The sequence below is a fragment of the Acetobacter sp. DmW_043 genome (assembly GCF_002153485.1).
Classification (GTDB): Bacteria; Pseudomonadota; Alphaproteobacteria; order Acetobacterales; family Acetobacteraceae; genus Acetobacter; species Acetobacter thailandicus.
In genome coordinates, this window is the sequence record NZ_JOMN01000003.1 from 140,222 (window position 1) to 157,806 (window position 17,585).

Annotated in this window: 16 protein-coding genes; 10 read left to right on the top strand and 6 right to left on the bottom strand. The window is 53.6% G+C overall.

Annotated elements, in window-relative coordinates; translation table 11 throughout:
* The first annotated feature begins 170 nt into the window (after positions 1-170).
* Entirely contained in the window at positions 171-911 is a 741-nt protein-coding gene (locus HK11_RS00955; RefSeq protein ID WP_158092771.1) for a GntR family transcriptional regulator, read from the top strand.
* 88 nt (positions 912-999) lie between these two features.
* On the opposite strand, the gene glnT is transcribed toward HK11_RS00955, so the two are convergent.
* From glnT to HK11_RS00985, 6 genes are all read right to left on the bottom strand, one after another.
* A complete protein-coding gene (gene glnT / locus HK11_RS00960) occupies positions 1,000-2,316 on the bottom strand; it encodes a type III glutamate--ammonia ligase (RefSeq protein ID WP_086553456.1) in 1,317 nt (438 codons plus the stop codon).
* A gap of 75 nt (positions 2,317-2,391) precedes the next feature.
* On the bottom strand, positions 2,392-3,729 hold the full coding sequence (locus HK11_RS00965) for an FMN-binding glutamate synthase family protein (RefSeq protein WP_086553457.1): 1,338 nt from the start codon (positions 3,727-3,729) through the stop codon (positions 2,392-2,394).
* 7 nt (positions 3,730-3,736) lie between these two features.
* Positions 3,737-4,432, bottom strand: a complete 696-nt coding sequence (locus HK11_RS00970; protein ID WP_086553458.1) for a protein glxC — start codon at positions 4,430-4,432, stop codon at positions 3,737-3,739.
* Positions 4,429-5,325, bottom strand: a complete 897-nt coding sequence (locus tag HK11_RS00975) for a glutamine amidotransferase family protein (protein WP_086553459.1) — start codon at positions 5,323-5,325, stop codon at positions 4,429-4,431. Before HK11_RS00975 ends, HK11_RS00970 begins: the two co-directional genes overlap by 4 nt.
* Before the next feature lie 124 nt (positions 5,326-5,449).
* A complete protein-coding gene (locus HK11_RS00980; protein ID WP_086553460.1) occupies positions 5,450-6,118 on the bottom strand; it encodes an XRE family transcriptional regulator in 669 nt (222 codons plus the stop codon).
* Positions 6,119-6,177: 59 nt separating this feature from the next.
* On the bottom strand, positions 6,178-7,146 hold the full coding sequence (locus tag HK11_RS00985) for a LysR family transcriptional regulator (RefSeq protein WP_086553493.1): 969 nt from the start codon (positions 7,144-7,146) through the stop codon (positions 6,178-6,180).
* 81 nt (positions 7,147-7,227) lie between these two features.
* Between HK11_RS00985 and HK11_RS00990 the strand changes: the two genes are divergently transcribed.
* The 9 genes from HK11_RS00990 to HK11_RS01030 all read left to right on the top strand — a co-directional run bounded on the left by HK11_RS00990 (position 7,228) and on the right by HK11_RS01030 (position 17,442).
* Positions 7,228-8,487 (top strand): sarcosine oxidase subunit beta family protein, encoded by a 1,260-nt coding sequence (locus HK11_RS00990; protein WP_086553461.1) that lies wholly within the window; start codon positions 7,228-7,230, stop codon positions 8,485-8,487.
* 10 nt (positions 8,488-8,497) lie between these two features.
* Positions 8,498-8,776 (top strand): sarcosine oxidase subunit delta, encoded by a 279-nt coding sequence (locus tag HK11_RS00995; RefSeq protein ID WP_086553462.1) that lies wholly within the window; start codon positions 8,498-8,500, stop codon positions 8,774-8,776.
* A complete protein-coding gene (locus tag HK11_RS01000; protein WP_086553463.1) occupies positions 8,773-11,787 on the top strand; it encodes a sarcosine oxidase subunit alpha family protein in 3,015 nt (1,004 codons plus the stop codon). The genes HK11_RS00995 and HK11_RS01000 overlap by 4 nt, the downstream gene beginning before the upstream one ends.
* Positions 11,780-12,367 carry a sarcosine oxidase subunit gamma gene (locus HK11_RS01005; protein WP_086553464.1) on the top strand — a complete coding sequence of 196 codons (588 nt, stop codon included), beginning with the start codon at positions 11,780-11,782 and terminating at the stop codon, positions 12,365-12,367. Before HK11_RS01000 ends, HK11_RS01005 begins: the two co-directional genes overlap by 8 nt.
* Positions 12,364-13,242 carry a formyltetrahydrofolate deformylase gene (gene purU / locus HK11_RS01010; RefSeq protein WP_086553465.1) on the top strand — a complete coding sequence of 293 codons (879 nt, stop codon included), beginning with the start codon at positions 12,364-12,366 and terminating at the stop codon, positions 13,240-13,242. The genes HK11_RS01005 and purU overlap by 4 nt, the downstream gene beginning before the upstream one ends.
* On the top strand, positions 13,242-14,138 hold the full coding sequence (locus HK11_RS01015) for a bifunctional 5,10-methylenetetrahydrofolate dehydrogenase/5,10-methenyltetrahydrofolate cyclohydrolase (protein WP_198943199.1): 897 nt from the start codon (positions 13,242-13,244) through the stop codon (positions 14,136-14,138). The genes purU and HK11_RS01015 overlap by 1 nt, the downstream gene beginning before the upstream one ends.
* Positions 14,129-14,617, top strand: coding sequence for a flavin reductase (locus HK11_RS01020; RefSeq protein ID WP_198943202.1), 489 nt, complete (start codon positions 14,129-14,131; stop codon positions 14,615-14,617). The genes HK11_RS01015 and HK11_RS01020 overlap by 10 nt, the downstream gene beginning before the upstream one ends.
* Positions 14,618-14,889: 272 nt before the next feature.
* Complete coding sequence (locus HK11_RS01025) at positions 14,890-15,453, top strand: hypothetical protein (protein WP_086553467.1); 564 nt, start codon at positions 14,890-14,892, stop codon at positions 15,451-15,453.
* A gap of 198 nt (positions 15,454-15,651) precedes the next feature.
* A complete protein-coding gene (locus tag HK11_RS01030; RefSeq protein ID WP_086553468.1) occupies positions 15,652-17,442 on the top strand; it encodes an NAD-dependent malic enzyme in 1,791 nt (596 codons plus the stop codon).
* The last annotated feature ends 143 nt before the right edge of the window (positions 17,443-17,585 follow it).

The window sequence follows — 17,585 nt, forward strand, 5'->3', positions numbered from 1 at the left end:
CCAGAATTCGTTACTGGTTCACAATAATATGGTATACCATAGTATCGACGATAAAAAAGCAACCTTCTTTGAGATATATTCGACTAAAATTTAGGAAAGCTGATAAATCACATAATCAACAGATTTATTTATGCTTTTCATAAGTAAATATGATAACCATGGCACCCGAAATGAATACAGAAACAGACCTCGCATTTGCGCCTCCCCCCTTGCCTGATGAGCCATTTATCAAGCCTGTGCCTCGCATTCAGCGCACATTACGCGAGATAGCAGCCGAGCATTTGCGCGAAGCCATTCTGCGCCTTGAGCTGCGCCCGGGTGACAGGCTTGTTGAAAGAACCCTTTGCGAAAAACTCAATGTCAGCAGATCAATTATCCGAGAGGTACTGCGTGAGCTTGAGGGAGAGGGGCTGGTCAGCAAAGATAATCGTGGCCCTATTGTCAGACAGCCCACCCGTGAGGAACTTGAACAGATTTATGAACTGCGTGCCCTGCTCGAAGGCACAGCCGCGGCACACTGCGCCAGCCGTGCCAGCACGACACAGATAAAAGAACTTTCAAAATTTCTGAAAAATATAGAAATTTCTTATAAAAAACAAAATTTCGTCTCGGTTATTGAGCAAACCGATTCTTTTTACCGGCAGATGTTTCTTGCCGCACAATGTGATGTTGCCTGGGAACTTGTGCAAAAACTCAAAGGGCGCATCAGTGTCTATCGTGCCATAACGATTGCTTCAGCCGACAGGCAGACAACGGGCCTGGCAGAAATGCATGCTATTTTAGAGGCTATTAAAAACAAAGATGCCGCAGCGGCCTCTCTCGCCTCATCCCGGCATGTGCAGAGTGCGGGGCGCATTGCCCTCTCCAGACTCGGCCCGTCTTCTCCGCTGGCAAATAAGAAAAACCCCTGAAAATTACAAAAAAAAGCCGCCCCTGTTGCATAAACAAACAGAGACGGCCTTTTGTAATCTCAATAATTACGAAAACGTAACAAATAGATTAGCAGTCAAGCGTTACAGCTCTCTCCCACTCAGAGAGATGGCTGCAATGTGCATCCCACTCACCCTGTTTAAGCTGCAGGTAAGGGTCAACAACACCATCGCCAATAACACTGCGCAAACCTTTATCTGCGTCGAGTGCGCGCATCGCATCAAGCAGGTTCAGAGGCAGTTTTTTCGCGTCTTTAACCAGGTGACCTTCGGTATACATGTTGATATCGAGCGGCTCGCCGGGGTGGATCTTCTGCTCAATGCCATTCAGACCTGCTGCCAGCAAAGAAGCCTGAAGCAGATAAGGGTTAGCTGCACCATCTGGCAGACGCATTTCAAAACGACCTTTACCAGGTACGCGTACCATGTGCGTTCTGTTATCGCCCGAATAAGTGACTGAGTTAGGAGACCACGTTGCACCTGACACTGTGCGCGGTGCGTTAATACGCTTGTAGGAGTTTACAACCGGATTGAGGAACGCACACAGGGCATCCGCATGATGAATCAGACCACCAACAAAGTGATATCCTTTGTCAGACAAACCAAGTTTGTCATTCGCATCATAACAGACGTTTGTTTTACCATCCCACAATGAAATATGGGCGTGGCAGCCGCTGCCTGTCAGGTTCATAAAGGGCTTAGGCATAAAGGTTGCGCGCAGACCATGCTTTTCAGCGATGGAGCGGGCCATAAATTTAAAGAAGACATGACGGTCAGCCGTAATCAGGGCGTCGTCAAAAATCCAGTTCATTTCAAACTGGCCATTCGCGTCCTCATGGTCGTTCTGGTAGGGCTCCCAGCCGAGGTCGAGCATCGCGTCACAAATTTCTTTAATGACCTCATAACGGCGCATCAGTGCTGAAGCATCATAACAACACTTGGCTGCGTTATCGTGCTCGTCAGATACCGCTTTCCCGTCGGGAGTAACCAGAAAGAATTCACACTCTACGCCGGTTTTAACTGAAAAACCTGCATCGGCAGCGCGTTTGACCATGCGTTTAAGGGTGTTACGCGGCCCCTGGTCAATATACTCGCCGTGCATTTTCAGGTCAGAAGCCAGCCAGCCTACTTCGGGCTTCCATGGCAGCTGAATAAGTGTTGAAGCATCAGGCACAGCAACGAGGTCGGGGTCAGCGGGGGAGAGCACAAAGCTCGCAGCAAACCCGGCAAAACCTGCGCCGTTTTTTTGCATACCGGCAATAGCTGCAGCCGGCACCAGCTTTGCTCTCTGCACACCCAGAAGGTCTGTATAGGAAATCAGAAAATACTTAATTCCACGCTCAGCAGCGATCGAGGCAAGATCAGGAACGGTAGTGGTCTGAGACATGTCTTGAATCCTGTCAGTCATAACCTGAAAACAAAAAGTCCCTGACGCGCATCAGCGCCAGGGATACGCTTTAAATCAAAAACCGCCTTTGCCAGGGTACCAGTCGGTGCCTGCCAGTGGGATTTTGGTCATAGCGGCGGCTTCCATCGTCAGAGAGACGAGGTCTTCCGGCTCAAGGTTATGAAGGTGGCTTTTGCCACAGGCACGAGCAATGGCCTGTGCTTCCATTGTCATCACTGACAGATAGTTCGCAATACGACGCCCGCCCAGAATGGGGTCAAGACGTGCGGCAAGCTCCGGGTCCTGCGTGGTGATGCCCGCCGGGTCACGGCCTTCCTGCCAGTCGTCATAAGCGCCGGGCACTGTGCCCAGTTTTGCATATTCAGCAGCAAGATCTGGGCTCTGATCGCCAAGAGCGATAAGTGCTGCCGTGCCAATAGCAACAGCATCAGCCCCCAGGGCCAGTGCTTTGGCCATGTCAGCACCGCTGCGGATACCACCAGAGACAATCAGCTGAACCTGACGGTGCAGGCCGAGGTCCTGCAATGCCTGAACGGCTGAACGGATAGCAGAGAGAATGGGCAGGCCGACATGCTCAATAAAGACTTCCTGCGTGGCAGCCGTGCCGCCCTGCATACCGTCAAGCACAATCACGTCTGCACCGGCTTTAACAGCCAGAGATACGTCATAATAAGGGCGGCTTGCACCAACCTTAACGTAAATCGGCTTTTCCCAGTTGGTGATTTCACGCAGCTCTTCGATCTTGATTTCAAGGTCGTCAGGGCCGGTCCAGTCAGGGTGACGGCAGGCTGAGCGCTGGTCAATACCTTCTGGCAGGTTACGCATTTTTGCAACGCGCGGAGAAATTTTCTGCCCCAGCAGCATACCGCCGCCGCCTGGTTTTGCCCCCTGCCCCACAACAACCTCAATCGCATCAGCACGGCGCAGATCATCAGGGTTCATACCATAACGTGATGGCAGATACTGATAAACCAGTGTTGAGGAATGACCACGCTCTTCAGGTGTCATACCGCCGTCACCTGTGGTGGTTGATGTGCCAACAGCACTTGCACCACGGCCCAGAGCTTCTTTTGCCTGAGCGGACAATGCGCCGAAAGACATACCCGCAATAGTGACAGGTGTTTTCAGGCGAATTGGCTTTTTGGCAAAACGCGTGCCAAGCACAACATCTGTGTCACAGCGCTCACGATAGCCTTCAAGCGGATAACGTGAAACAGATGCACCCAGAAACAGCAGATCATCAAAATGAGGCAGCTTACGCTTTGTGCCTGCACCACGAATATCATAAATACCCGTGGCAGCAGCGCGCTGGATTTCAGAAATGGTGTTAACGTCAAACGTTGCTGAAAAGCGTGGTGCTGTGCGCGGAGGAGAGTTTTTATTCTGTGACATTATAACCTCAGTAGGCTGAAGCGTTATCGACATTGAAGTTATACAGACGGCGGGCTGAGCCATAACGACGGAAGCTCTCAGCCGGATAGTCTGTAATGCCGGCTTCTTTCAGCAGGTCTTTCAGAATAGCCAGATCTTCATCTGTCATTTTCTTTTCTTCGCAGTCTGCACCAAGGCTTTTCACTGTGCCACGCACAAACAGACGGGCTTCATACAGGCTGTCACCCAGGGCTTCGCCCGCATCGCCACACACAACGAGATTGCCAGACTGCGCCATAAAGCCGCTCATATGCCCGACAGAACCGCGAACAACGATGCTGACACCTTTCATAGAAATACCGCAACGTGCACCGGCATCCCCGTCGATCACCAGCAGTCCGCCCTGTGCCGTTGCACCGGCAGCCATACTGGCGTTGCCTTCAACATGCACTGAACCGCTCATCATGTTTTCAGCAACACCCGGGCCGGCATTACCTTTAATGACAACATTAGCACGCTGGTTCATACCGGCTGCATAATAACCAGCCTGCCCGTCAATCGTGACATCAAGCGGTGCGGTCAGACCAACTGCCAGGGAATGGCGTCCTTCAGGGTGAAGGATAGTCCATGCGCCTGTTACATCTTCTGACTGAAGGGTTGAGTTCAGGACACGAACGGTAGAGGTGTGCAGGTCAATAACCTGTTTTTCCAGGGTCGCGCTCATGCTGCATGCTCCCAGTGGTAAACGCGCTGTGGTTCAGGCTCAAAAACGGTTGCTTTTTCAATACCTGGCAGACCGGCAAAAGCACGATATTCAGAGGCAAAAGCAACGTAATCTTCTGTCTCAGCCATAACAGCAGGCTTACAGGCGACCGGGTCGCGCAGCACAGCAAAACCATCACGTGTGCCAACCACAAAAGTGTAAAAACCATCGAGGTCAGAAAGAGAAGCTGTCAGTGCTTCGTCAAGGCGTTCGCCTTTTGACAGACGCCATGAAAGATAACCGGCTGCAACTTCTGAGTCGTTTTCGGTTTCAAAGCTCAGGCCATCACGCACCAGCTGACGACGCAGGGTGTTGTGGTTTGACAGTGAGCCATTATGCACCAGACACTGGTCAGGGCCGGTTGAGAACGGATGCGCACCAGCCGTTGTAACAGCTGATTCAGTTGCCATACGTGTGTGACCAATAGCATGAGTGCCGGTCATTTCTGAAAGACCGAAGCGTGCTGCCACATCTTCAGGCAGACCAACGCCTTTATACAGCTCAATGCTGTCACCGCTGGAGACAAACACAACACCGTGGCCAAAACCTTCAACAAAGGCGCGCACAGCTGGCTCAGCCTCGTCAGAGCAGGTGATAATGGCGTGGTCGTCACGAAAAACAAAAGTTGCTTTTTGTGAAACTGCAAGAACACCAGCCTCAAAATCCTTACGCTGGATTTCTTCAAGGCCGCGTACCGTAATTTTAGACTGACCATGCTGTGCACCACCATAAACAGCAAAACCTGCGCTGTCGGGGCCACGTTCTGTCATGGTTTTAAGCATCTGCGCTGTCAGAGCGCCGAGCTGAGGCTGAAGCCTGGGATTTTTAAGAAATAATCCAACAATGCCGCACATCGTACTTCTCCGCGACGAAAGGAAATGATGACCTTATAAAGCTCACCATCCTCTCCATAAGTCAACGGAAAAGAATATTACTTTCTTCTTAGGAAAGTCTTCTGAGGTCGGTATATGCCGCCTCTCACTCGTTTTCTGTGTCGCGGGGATAAATGATAATAGACAGGTAACGCATTGGTTTTTCTAATAATTCTTCAGGTCCATGTGGTGCCTGGCTATCAAAAAGAAGTGTATCACCGGCTGACATGTCATATCGTTCATCTCCGTGACGGTAGATGACTCGCCCGCTCAGCATGTAAATCAGTTCGACTCCGTTATGACGGAAACTGCTATACGGCTTTGCCTCTTCGTGCAGGGTAATCATATAAGGCTCAACCACGTTTGGCCCGCCCAGCAAATGACCTAACAGCTCATATTCGTGCCCGGCTTTTGTGCCGCGCCGCTCTATCACCACACCCCGGCCTGCTTTGACAAAAGAGCAGTCACGCTGCTCCTCAAACGTTGCAAAAAGCTGACTCAGCTGCACATTCAGCGCACGGCACACAGCCTGAAGCGTTGCCAGAGAGGGTGAAATCTGCCCGTTTTCAATTTTTGACAACATACCAAGAGAAATGCCCGCAGCACTGGCCAGGTCTGCCCCTGTCAGCTCGAGCTTGCGGCGCATCAGCCTGATCTGCGCACCCAGCGATTCCTCAAGCGTCAGCTCCCGTATCGGGGCTGCGGTAGACCCTGTTTGCAGGTCTTCAGATGCTGCATCCTGCTCAGCAGCAGATACTGTGCGCGGTCCGGCCAAAACACTTACTCCATATTGTATAAAAAATGCTGCATAAAACAGCAGATTCCACCATTTTCTCAGGTCAGTACAGTCATCTCATCAGCAAACGCGGCAAAACGCTGCCTTAACAGGGGCAGGCACTCCTCTTTCAGCACAGCACGCAGAGTCTCGGCAAAATCGAGCGGCAGGCGGCCAAATTCACGACGACGCGCCACAAGCGTTAACCGCCGGCGAAAGGCCCCCAGAGGCAGCGGGTGCACTGCCAGCCCCATACCAGGCTCGTAGCCTGCCTCGCTCAGGCAAAGCGGTGTCGAAATTGCCACCCCGCCATTGCGACACCCGGCCAGCACACCCTGCGGCAGATCGAACTCCTGCCCGGCGGGCAGTTCAATACGCACACGCCGCAAAAACCGTTCAATCTCAGCACCTGAGCGCGACCGCAGGGTAAAACGAATAAACGGTAGTGATGTCAGTGTTTTTTCAAGTTCATCGCGGTTTTTTGGCGCTTTAACTGTGTCAGGGCAGACCAGAAAATAAGGCTCCTCAAACAGGGGCCAGCGCTCAAGCCCCGCGACATCCTCAAGGTCATCAACACCCAGGATAAAATCGATTTTACGCGTCAGCAGTGCTGTTGCATGAGATTCGGTCAGCCCGGCCAGCACCACAAGATGCTCAACCCGCCCGTGCATAAAAGACGCCGTCTCCTGCATCACAGCGCGCGAGAGAGAATCGACAATACCAATACGCAGATGCGATACACGACCGCGCTGCATTTCACGCAGGCGGCCTGAAATCTGTGCCATGTCAGAAATAAGATTTTCAGCAAACTGTCGTAACACTGTGCCGGCCGCGGTCAGCGCCAGTGGTCGCACAGCGCGGTCAAACAGGACAGAGCCTATGCCGGCCTCAAGGTCAGCAATGGTTTGTGACACGGCCGGCTGCGTGATACCAAGATGGCGACCTGCCGCAGCCATACTGCCATTTTCACAAACAGCAAGAAACGCCCGAAGCGCATTAACATCGAAGGGAAGAGGTTTGATTGCCATACTCACACCATAAGTAATATTTATACTATCGCCAGCTATGGCCACCTTATGCTGACCTCATTAACCGGATGAAGAGTCAAAATGTCCAGTAAGCATTACTCACTTTTTTCTCTTTTGCGTGAAACCCTTCGCGGTAATACAGGCTGGAAACCGGCCTGGCGCAAAGCATCTCCTCAATCCTCCTATGATGTCGTCATCGTGGGCGGTGGCGGGCATGGTCTGGCGACAGCCTACTACCTTGCAAAACGCTACGGCATGCGCCGTATCGCCGTGGTGGAGAAAGGCTGGATTGGCGGCGGCAATGTAGGGCGCAATACAACTATTGTGCGCTCGAACTATCTGCTGCCAGGCAATGTGCCTTTCTATGAATGCGCCATGAAGCTGTGGGAAGGGCTCGAGCAGGATATCAATTATAACGCGATGGTCAGCCAGCGCGGCATCCTCAACCTCTTCCATAATGATGCGCAGCGTAATGCCTATATCCGGCGCGGCAACTCCATGCGCCTGCACGGAGTTGATGCAGACATACTCGACGCGGCGGCTGTCAGAGAGAAACTGCCTTTTCTCAATTTTGATAATGCACGCTTTCCCATTCAGGGTGGCCTGCTGCAACAGCGCGGCGGCACGGTGCGGCATGATGCCGTCGCCTGGGGCTATGCCCGTGCTGCTGACCAGCTCGGTGTAGACATTATTGAAAACTGCGAAGTGACCGGTATCCGCATCGAAAACGGGCGCACAACCGGGGTTGAGACCTCACGCGGGTTTATTGGTGCGGGTAAGGTTGGCCTCGCCTGTGCAGGTAACTCCTCACGCGTGGCCGCTATGGCCGGGCTGCGCCTGCCGATCGAAAGCCACGTTCTCCAGGCGTTTGTCAGTGAGGGACTGAAACCCTTTATCGACTGTGTGGTCACTTTTGGTGCCGGTCATTTTTATGTCAGTCAGTCTGACAAAGGTGGCCTGGTGTTTGGTGGTGATATTGACGGCTATAACTCCTACGCTCAGCGCGGCAACCTGCCTGTGGTTGAGGATGTTATCTCCGGCGGCATGGCCCTTATGCCCCGCATCGGGCGTGTGCGCCTGCTGCGCCACTGGGGCGGACTGATGGATATGTCGATGGATGGCAGCCCCATCATCGACAAAACGCCTGTCGAACAACTCTATCTTAATGCCGGCTGGTGCTATGGTGGCTTTAAGGCCACCCCGGCATCAGGGCTGTGCTTCGCACACCTCCTCGCGCGTGATGAACCGCATGAGGTCGCCACCGCCTTCCGTCTCGACCGTTTTGGTCGTGGCGCGGTTATTGACGAAAAAGGTATGGGCGCACAGCCCAACCTGCACTGAGGTTCTCGCCATGCGTATCACCTGCCCTCATTGCGGCTCACGCGGTCTGGAAGAATTCACCTACCGAGGTGATGCCACCGTGCGCCGCCCTGCACCCGACGCCCCTCATGACGCCTGGGTTGACTATGTGTACCTGCGCGACAACCCCGCCGGCCTGCACAAAGAGCTCTGGTATCATGGTAATGGCTGCCGCTCCTGGATTGTGGCTGAGCGTAACACCATCACGCATGAGATTCACAGCACGAGGCTGGCCACCGAGGCTCTGTCAGAAGAGAAGTCCGGATCATGAACACTCCCTCAAAGCTTTCCCCGCCAAAGCGCACACACGCGAACGGGGTCGATACGAGCAAAGCGCTCACCTTCACGTTTGATGGCCGCGCCTATACGGCTTATGAAGGAGACACCCTGGCCTCAGCCCTGCTGGCAAATAATGTCAGGCTGACAGGCCGGTCATTTAAATATCACCGCCCGCGTGGCATTCTCTCTGCCGGGCCGGAAGAGCCAAATGCTCTGATGGAACTGCGTACCGGCGCACGCCGCGAGCCCAACAGCCGCGCTACGGTGACTGAAGTTTTTCATGGTCTTTCAGCTGCCAGCCAGAACCGCTGGCCCAGCCTGGCGTTTGATGCGCTGGGGGTGAACGGCCTGCTCTCACCTGTTTTCACCGCAGGGTTTTACTATAAAACCTTTATGTGGCCGGCCTGCTTCTGGGAAAAAGTCTACGAGCCCATGATCCGCAATGCGGCTGGTCTTGGCCGTGCTGCCAAAGAAGCAGACCCCGACCACTATGAACAGGCTAATGCTTTTTGCGATGTGCTGGTTGTGGGCAGCGGCCCGGCCGGTCTTGCCGCAGCTCTGAGCGCTGCTGAAACCGGTGCACGGGTTATTCTGTGCGAGCAGGATTATCTGACCGGCGGCCGCCTGCGCGCAGAAAATATTACACTTGATAACAAACCCGCATGGCAGTGGGGCGAAGAGGTGACTGCGCGTCTGCGCGCTATGCCCAACGTGCGCCTTATGACCCGCAGCTGTGTGTTTGGCCGCTATGACGGCGGCACATTCGGTGTGATCGAACGCGTTGCAGACCACCTGCCGCAGCCAGAAGAAAACCAGCCCCGCCAGCGCTACTGGCGCATTGTGGCAAAACAGTGCGTTGTGGCCACCGGGGCTATTGAACGCCCTGTCGTGTTCCCCAACAATGACCGCCCCGGCGTGATGCTTGCTGGTTCTGTCCGCACCTATATTAACCGCTATGGTGTAGCACCCGGCCGCAAAGCTGTAATCTATACCAACAATGATGACGGCCTGCGCACCGTTACCGACCTTTACCAGGCCGGTGCTGACATTGTGGCTATTGTTGATGCCCGCCCTGTGCCCTCACCTCTCGCACAAAGCCTGGCACAGCAAACGGGGGCTTTCCTCTTCCCTGGCGGGCGCATCAGCAACACGCTGGGTCGCCTTGGTGTTGCGGCTGCCGTTATTGGTAACAAAGCCGGCAAAGACCAGCGCTTTGCCTGTGACCTGATTGCTGTCTCCGGCGGGTGGAACCCCGACCTGGCGCTGACAACGCATCATGGCACACGCCCTGTCTATAATGAGCAGATCGCTGCTTTTGTGCCCTCCATTAAAGCACATGACCTGCATATTGCAGGTATGGTAGCCGGCACACTCACCACGCGTGACACCCTGCATGAAGGGGCCGAAGCTGGCCGCAAGGCTGCTGCTGCCTGTGGGTTTGACAGTGCGGGTACAACTGAGCTGCCCTCTGCCGGAGTGGATGAGACCTATGCCATTCACCCCACCTGGTCAGGTATTGATCAGACCGCGCCTCAAAAAGCTGGTAAAGCATTCATCGATTTTCAGAATGATGTGACCGCTAAAGACGTTAAACAGGCCGCGCAGGAAGGGTTCCGCTCTGTTGAGCACCTGAAACGTTACACCACACTGGGTATGGCAACCGATCAGGGTAAAACCTCGAATGTAAACGCCCTGGCAATGCTGGCTGAGTTTACTGACCGGACTATTCCTGAAACCGGCACAACCCTCATCAGGCCGCCGGCACAGCCCGTCACCCTGGGGGCTATTGCCGGCCCCAACCGCGAAAAACACTTTAAACCCACCCGCCTGCCCCCGACCCACCAGTGGGCAACGGAGCAGAATGCTGTCTTTACCTCTAACGGGCTGTGGCAGCGTGCGCAGTGGTATCCACGCGCGGGGGAAACGCACTGGCTTGAAACGGTAAACCGTGAAGTCAACACTGTGCGTAATGCCGTCGGGTTTTGTGATGTTACGACTTTAGGTAAAATTGACATTCAGGGGCCTGATGCAGCCAGCTTCCTTGAGAAGCTTTATGTTAATGCCTGGCAGAAACTGGCCGTTGGCCGGGCCCGCTATGGCCTGATGCTCAGGGAAGACGGTTTTGCCTTTGATGACGGCACAACTGCACGCCTCAGCCCCACCCATTATGTCATGACCACAACCACCGCCAATGCCGGCCCTGCTATGCAGCACCTTGAGTTCTGCCATCAGGTGCTCTGGCCTGAGCTGGATGTGCAGTTTATCTCAGTGACAGACGAATGGGCACAGATTGCTGTAGCCGGCCCGAACTCACGCGAGGTTATCCGCCAGCTGGTCGACCCCGCGTTTGACATCTCAAACGAAGCGTTTGGCTATATGGCCGCAGCAGAAATAACCATCTGCGGCGGGCAGCAGGCCAGGCTGTTCAGGCTCTCTTTCTCCGGTGAGCTGGCCTATGAGCTGGCAGTGCCCGCACGCTTTGGCGATGCGCTGGCCCGCAGGCTGATGGAAGTGGGTGCCCCTTATGGCATTGCCCCCTATGGCACAGAGGCCCTGGGTGTGATGCGTATTGAAAAAGGCCACCCTGCCGGGCCTGAACTCAATGGCCAGACCACAGCTCATGACCTTGGTATGGGGCGTATGCTCTCATCCAAAAAAGAGTTTATTGGCAAAGCCATGGCGGCCCGCCCGGCACTGACAGACCCACGACGCCCCACACTGGTTGGCCTGCGCCCTGTTGTCGCAACAGACGCACTGGTTGCAGGCTCGCACCTGCTGCCAAAAGGCAGCCCTGCCAGTGCAGAATACGACCAGGGGTGGATCTCCTCCTCCGCATGGTCGCCCACCTGCAACAGCTGGATCGCTCTGGGCTTCCTGTCTGAAGGGCCTTCGCGCCATGGTGAGATTATTGCCGTGCACAACCCGCTGAGTGGCACTGTCACAGAAGCGGAAATTGTCTCTCCTGTTTTTGTTGACCCCGAAGGGAAGCGTCTCCATGCCTGATCGTCTTCTTGCTACTTCGGCTCTGCCTCAGGAGGCTTACAGGGTCAACGGGATGATGCTCTCCCTCGCGCCACAGCGGGTGACGGTCAGCATCGGCCCGTTTGCCGGCCGCCTGGGTGAGCTGAACGCCGCCCTGAAAAAAGCCTTTAAGGTTACTCTGCCTGAAGACTTTATAACTGTTGCCGGCCCTGATGGCCTGTTATTTACCCGCGCAGCCCATAACCAGTGGCTGTGCAGCGCCCCTGAGGGGACAGACCTGCTGGCCACGCTCAGCACGGCCTGTCAGTCACTTGCCGCCCTGACAAACCAGAGCGACAGCCGCGTTACCCTGACCCTCTCAGGTAAAGGGGCAGAGAGCATTGTGGCCAAACTGGTCGCACTTGATCTGCACCCTTCAGTTTTCGTACCAGGACAAACTGCCCTGACCCTCGCCGGGCATGTGCCGGTCATTCTGACCCGTCATACAGACGCGACTGCATACGACTTTACCGTTTTCCGCAGCCTGGCACAGAGCCTTCACCATGACATTTTTGCCGCTATGAACGGTGGCATCCCGACTTCGGAACGAGTGTGTCCATGATTCGCTTTTCCCATACCAACTTCACCTTCATCCTCACTCTCAGCTGCCCTAACCGGCCTGGTATTGTTGCTGCCATCAGCAAAAAGCTGTTTGATATAGGCGGCAATATCACTGAAGCCCAGCAGTTCGACTATACTGAAGGCGGGCAGTTCTTCATGCGTATTGTCTTTGACATTCCAAAGTCAGAGACAATTCAGAACAGCATTGAAGCCGAAATGGCACCTTTGTCAGAAACATTCAAAATGGAATGGACTCTGACAAATATGGACAAGCCCCAGAAGGTGCTTATCCTCGTCTCTAAATTCGACCACTGCCTGGTTGACCTGCTGTATCGCTGGCGCATCGGGGAGCTGGCCATTGAGCCGGTTGGCATTATCTCAAACCATCCGCTCGAGACCTATAAAGATATCGAGTTTTATGGTGTGCCTTTCCATCATCTGCCGATCACAAAAGACACCAAGGCGGAGCAGGAAGCACGCATCTGGGATATTTTCGAGAAAAGCGGCGCTGAGCTGGCTATTCTGGCACGCTATATGCAAATTCTCTCCAACGAATTTTCTGCAAAGCTGTCGGGGAAATGCATTAACATTCACCACTCTTTCCTGCCTGGCTTTAAGGGCGCACGCCCCTACCACCAGGCATTTGAGCGCGGCGTGAAGCTGATCGGAGCCACGGCCCACTACGTTACCAGTGACCTCGATGAAGGCCCGATTATTGAGCAGGATGTTGAGCGTATCTCTCATGCTGACACGCCAGACGACCTTATTCGTAAAGGGCGTGATATTGAGCGGCGTGTGCTGGCCCGTGCAGTGCGTTCACATATTGAGCGGCGTTCGCTCATTAACGGTAAAAAAACCATCGTTTTTAACGACTGATGAACATGATCACTCCCCTGGCCCCGACCATCATTGATGGTAAAGCCGAAGCCGCTGCGCTGACGCAGCAGGTTGCAGCCGAGACCCTGGCTCTGCGGAGCCAGGGGGTTATTCCCGGTCTTGCTGTGGTTCTTGTCGGAAGCGACCCTGCAAGCGCCATTTATGTGCGCAGCAAAGTACGCAAAACAGAAGCTGCCGGCATGAAGTCTTTCAGCCACACCCTGCCTGCTGAGACAAGCGAGGAAGAGCTTCTGACCCTCATCAGGCAACTGAATGCTGACCCTGAAGTGCACGGTATTCTGGTGCAGCTGCCCCTGCCCGCACATATTAACCGCGATGCCGTGCTCGACACGATCTCTCCTGATAAAGATGTAGACGGCTTTCACACCGTTAATGCGGGCAAACTCGCTGTTGGCCGCACAAACGGGCTTATTCCTTGCACACCGGCAGGCTGCCTCATCCTTCTTAAGCGGGTCATCCCCTCTTTTGCCGGGCTGCATGCCGTTATTATCGGGTGCTCTAACATTGTGGGGCGCCCCATGGGGCGGCTGCTGCTCAATGAAGGGTGCACCGTGGTCATGACACATCTTAAAACACGGGATGTCGCAGCAGAGGCAAGGCGGGCCGATATTCTGGTTGTTGCCGCAGGCCACGCACATCTGGTGCGTAAAGACTGGGTAAAACCTGGTGCTGTGGTAATTGATGTGGGCATTAACCGCATTGACACCCCCGATGGCCCTAAAATTACCGGTGATGTTGCCTTTGATGAAGTAGCCGGGCATGCTGCAGCCATCACACCCGTACCAGGTGGCGTTGGCCCTATGACCATCGCCTGCCTGCTTAAAAACACCTTACAGGCTGCCAGAGCCCTTACAGACAAGGAGGCATCATCATGACAGAACAGGCGCTCTTTCGTGAAGCTATGTCACATGTTGGCGCAGCCGTCAGCATTATCACCACTGACGGCGAAGCTGGCAGAGCCGGCATGACGGTCTCTGCCGTATGCTCAGTCACTGACACACCCCCCACTCTGCTGGTGTGCATTAACCGCAACAGCCGCTCGCATCAGACATTTGTTCAGAATGGTGTCATTTGCGTGAATGTGCTCAACACCACTCACCAGGAACTCTCGGGCCTGTTTGCCAGCAAGGCAGATCAGGAAACCCGCTTTGCTCACACAACCTGGCATACAGGTAAAACTGGCGCACCGGTGCTTGAGGATTCAGTTGTTTCCTTTGACTGCACTATCGACAGTATTTCAGAAATCGGCACGCACAGCGTTCTTTTCTGCAAAGTTAAAGACATTACTATCAAAGCTGACTGTAAGGCTCTGGTCTATTTCCGCCGGGAATACCACGCCCTTGGTGCGGCCTGAACAACACTGAAAGCTCCGCCATCAGCTGGTGGAGCTTTTATGTTTTTACGTTATTTGCACACCATTAATCTTCTGATGGTCTTATATTTTTTACCACGTAATCAGAAGAGTGTTTCTAAAACCTCCCCTCACTAAGTTGTGACTTTCAGGAAACAGTTCCTCTGTTTTTTTGTTAAAATAAACAAAACTGCAACCTCTGCCATTGTCGCAGCACCTCATGTCTGCCAGTTACGCATCTGTAAAATATAACTAAAATACAGATTGGCTTAGAAATGTCAGGTAAAGTTTTAAAAGCATCTCTTATCGGAACTCTGCTGCTACCACTTCTTTCTGGTTGTGCGAGCATTGTAAGCGGTAGTCACCAGACCATTAAAATTTCAACTAATCCAGCCGGCGCAAAATGTTCTGTTTATCGTGACGGCATGGAAATCGGTTCAGTTCAGTCCACCCCAGGCACAGTCACTGTGCACCGCAGAAGTGGTGATATTATTGTAGGCTGTATCAAACAAAACTACGATTTCAGCAAAAAAGAAAATGCCTCTGACCTTAATGGCTGGGTTATAGGTAATATCGGGTTTGGCGGGCTTATCGGCCTTGTTGTCGACCTTTCAACAGGCGCAAACCACGCCTACGACCACAAAATGAAAATTACCCTCACGCCTCTGCCAGAGGGCGTCGCACCGCCAACTGGTCTGCCTGATATCTATCCCGGGCCAATCACCCGCGCTGCTCAGCCAGAAAATCCTCCTGTAGCAACTCTGCCCGGTGCGTTATTACCTGATCATGTTAATGTTAAGGCTGTTACACCGGATACTAAAACAAAAATCACACCATAAATAACCTTCATATCCGTTGCTGTCATAGTGCAGCAACGGACAAGGCCTTTTCCTTACACCGCCATATCAGCAGGCGATGCTCAGATTTTACGCCCCGCCTGGCAGCCATGCCATTTGCGCTATATCAAGGACAAATTAAAAACATAGAGTTATGCCTGAGTTTCATCCGTTTTTCATTCATACGGAAAGGCATATATCATGTTCAGCAGGCAGGCTCGGGTCTCTGGTTTCGGAGCAAACCGTAAAATTGCAACAACGGCGCGCGGCTATGATGTTCTGCGTGACCCCGCACTTAACAAGGGCACTGCCTTCACTCAGCATGAGCGCGATGCGCTGGAGCTGAACGGCCTTCTTCCCCCCGTTATCACAACGGAGATAGCGCTACAGCTTGAACGCGCCTATGCAGCCTATCAGAATGCGCCTGACGACCTGTCAAAGCACATCTATATGTGGCGCCTGCATGATAACAATGCCACCTTATTCTATGCTCTTTTGCAGCACCATATGCTTGAAATGCTGCCTGTTGTCTATGACCCTGTTGTGGGCCAGGCCATTAAAAACTACAGCGAAGTGATGACACGCCCGCGTGGTGTCTTTTTAAGCATTGACGACCCGGACAGTGTTGAACGAAAGCTGGCTGCTTTTGGCGCAGATGCCGACGATATTGACCTGCTTGTTGCCAGCGATGCGGAGGAAATTCTGGGCATTGGTGACTGGGGGTCAAACGGCGTTGACATCTCCATCGGCAAGCTGGCTGTTTATACTGCCGCAGCCGGTGTCGACCCGCACCGTGTTATTCCTGTTATCCTTGATGTTGGCACCGACAACGAAAAACTGCTCAATGACCCGCTATATATTGGCTACAAACATAGTCGTGTGCGGGGCAAACGCTATGATGACTTTATTGATGCATATGTCAGTGCGGTAAAAAAACTCTTTCCTAAAGCCATGCTGCACTGGGAGGATTTCGGGTCAACCAATGCAAGGCGCATTCTCGACCGCTATCGCTCTGTCGTTCCGACTTTTAACGATGATATGCAGGGTACCGGCTCAATTGTTCTGGGAGCTTTGCTAAACGCTGTTGCACGCAGCAAAACACCATGGAGCGAGCAGCGCGTTGTTGTGCTGGGCGCAGGCACTGCCGGTGTCGGTATTGCTGATCAGATACGCGACCAGATGGTAAGACATGGCGTAAGTGCTGAAGAGGCCACACGGCGCATATGGCTGGTTGACCTGCCCGGCCTGCTGACCGAAAGCATGCACGATGATCTGCTCGATTTTCAGCGGCCTTATGCCCGCCCTGATGCTGAAGTCGCCGGCTACACCCGCACAGCCTGCGAAACCCTGCCCGCAGCCGAAAGCCGCTGGCCTGCTATGTCGACCCTGCGCGATAAAGCTGCTGCCCATGATGGTATTATTGACCTGGCAACTGTTGTCAGCAACGTGCACCCGACCATTATGATTGGCACCTCTACCATGCCACATCTGTTCACAGAAGAAATTGTGCGCGATATGGCAGCCCACACCGAAAGGCCCATTATCTTTCCGCTGTCAAACCCGACAGAACTGCACGAGGCAACACCCAGACAGCTGATTGAATGGACGGACGGCAAAGTCTTCGTCGCGACCGGGGCCCCTTTTGACGACGTCTCATATAAAAATGTGACCTATAAAATTGGCCAGGCCAATAATGCAGCCCTCTACCCCGGCCTTGGATTTGGAGCGATTGTGGTACGCGCAAAAGCCGTGTCAGATGACATGATTTTTGCCTCCGCCCAGGCTGTGGCCGGCCAGGCGACCGACACCACCGAAGGGGCTCCTTTACTGCCCCCTAACGACAAACTGCGTGAGACATCAGCCGTTGTCGCCGTTCAGGTTGCCCGTAAAGCCATTGAACAGGGGCTGGCGCAGGTGCAGCCTGAAAATGTGGTTGAAGCTGTGAGAGAATATGCCTGGTGGCCGGTCTACTCACCTGTTGAAGCGATTTAAAAAGTATCATACCCCCTCACAGATATCTGTGAGGGGGATGTCATTTACTTTCTGATACGGTGTAGGTCAGCGATATTGAGGCCTGGGTTAAGCTCGAACGTGAAGGTCAGACCGGCCTGTATAGCGTGAGTGATATGAGGGCG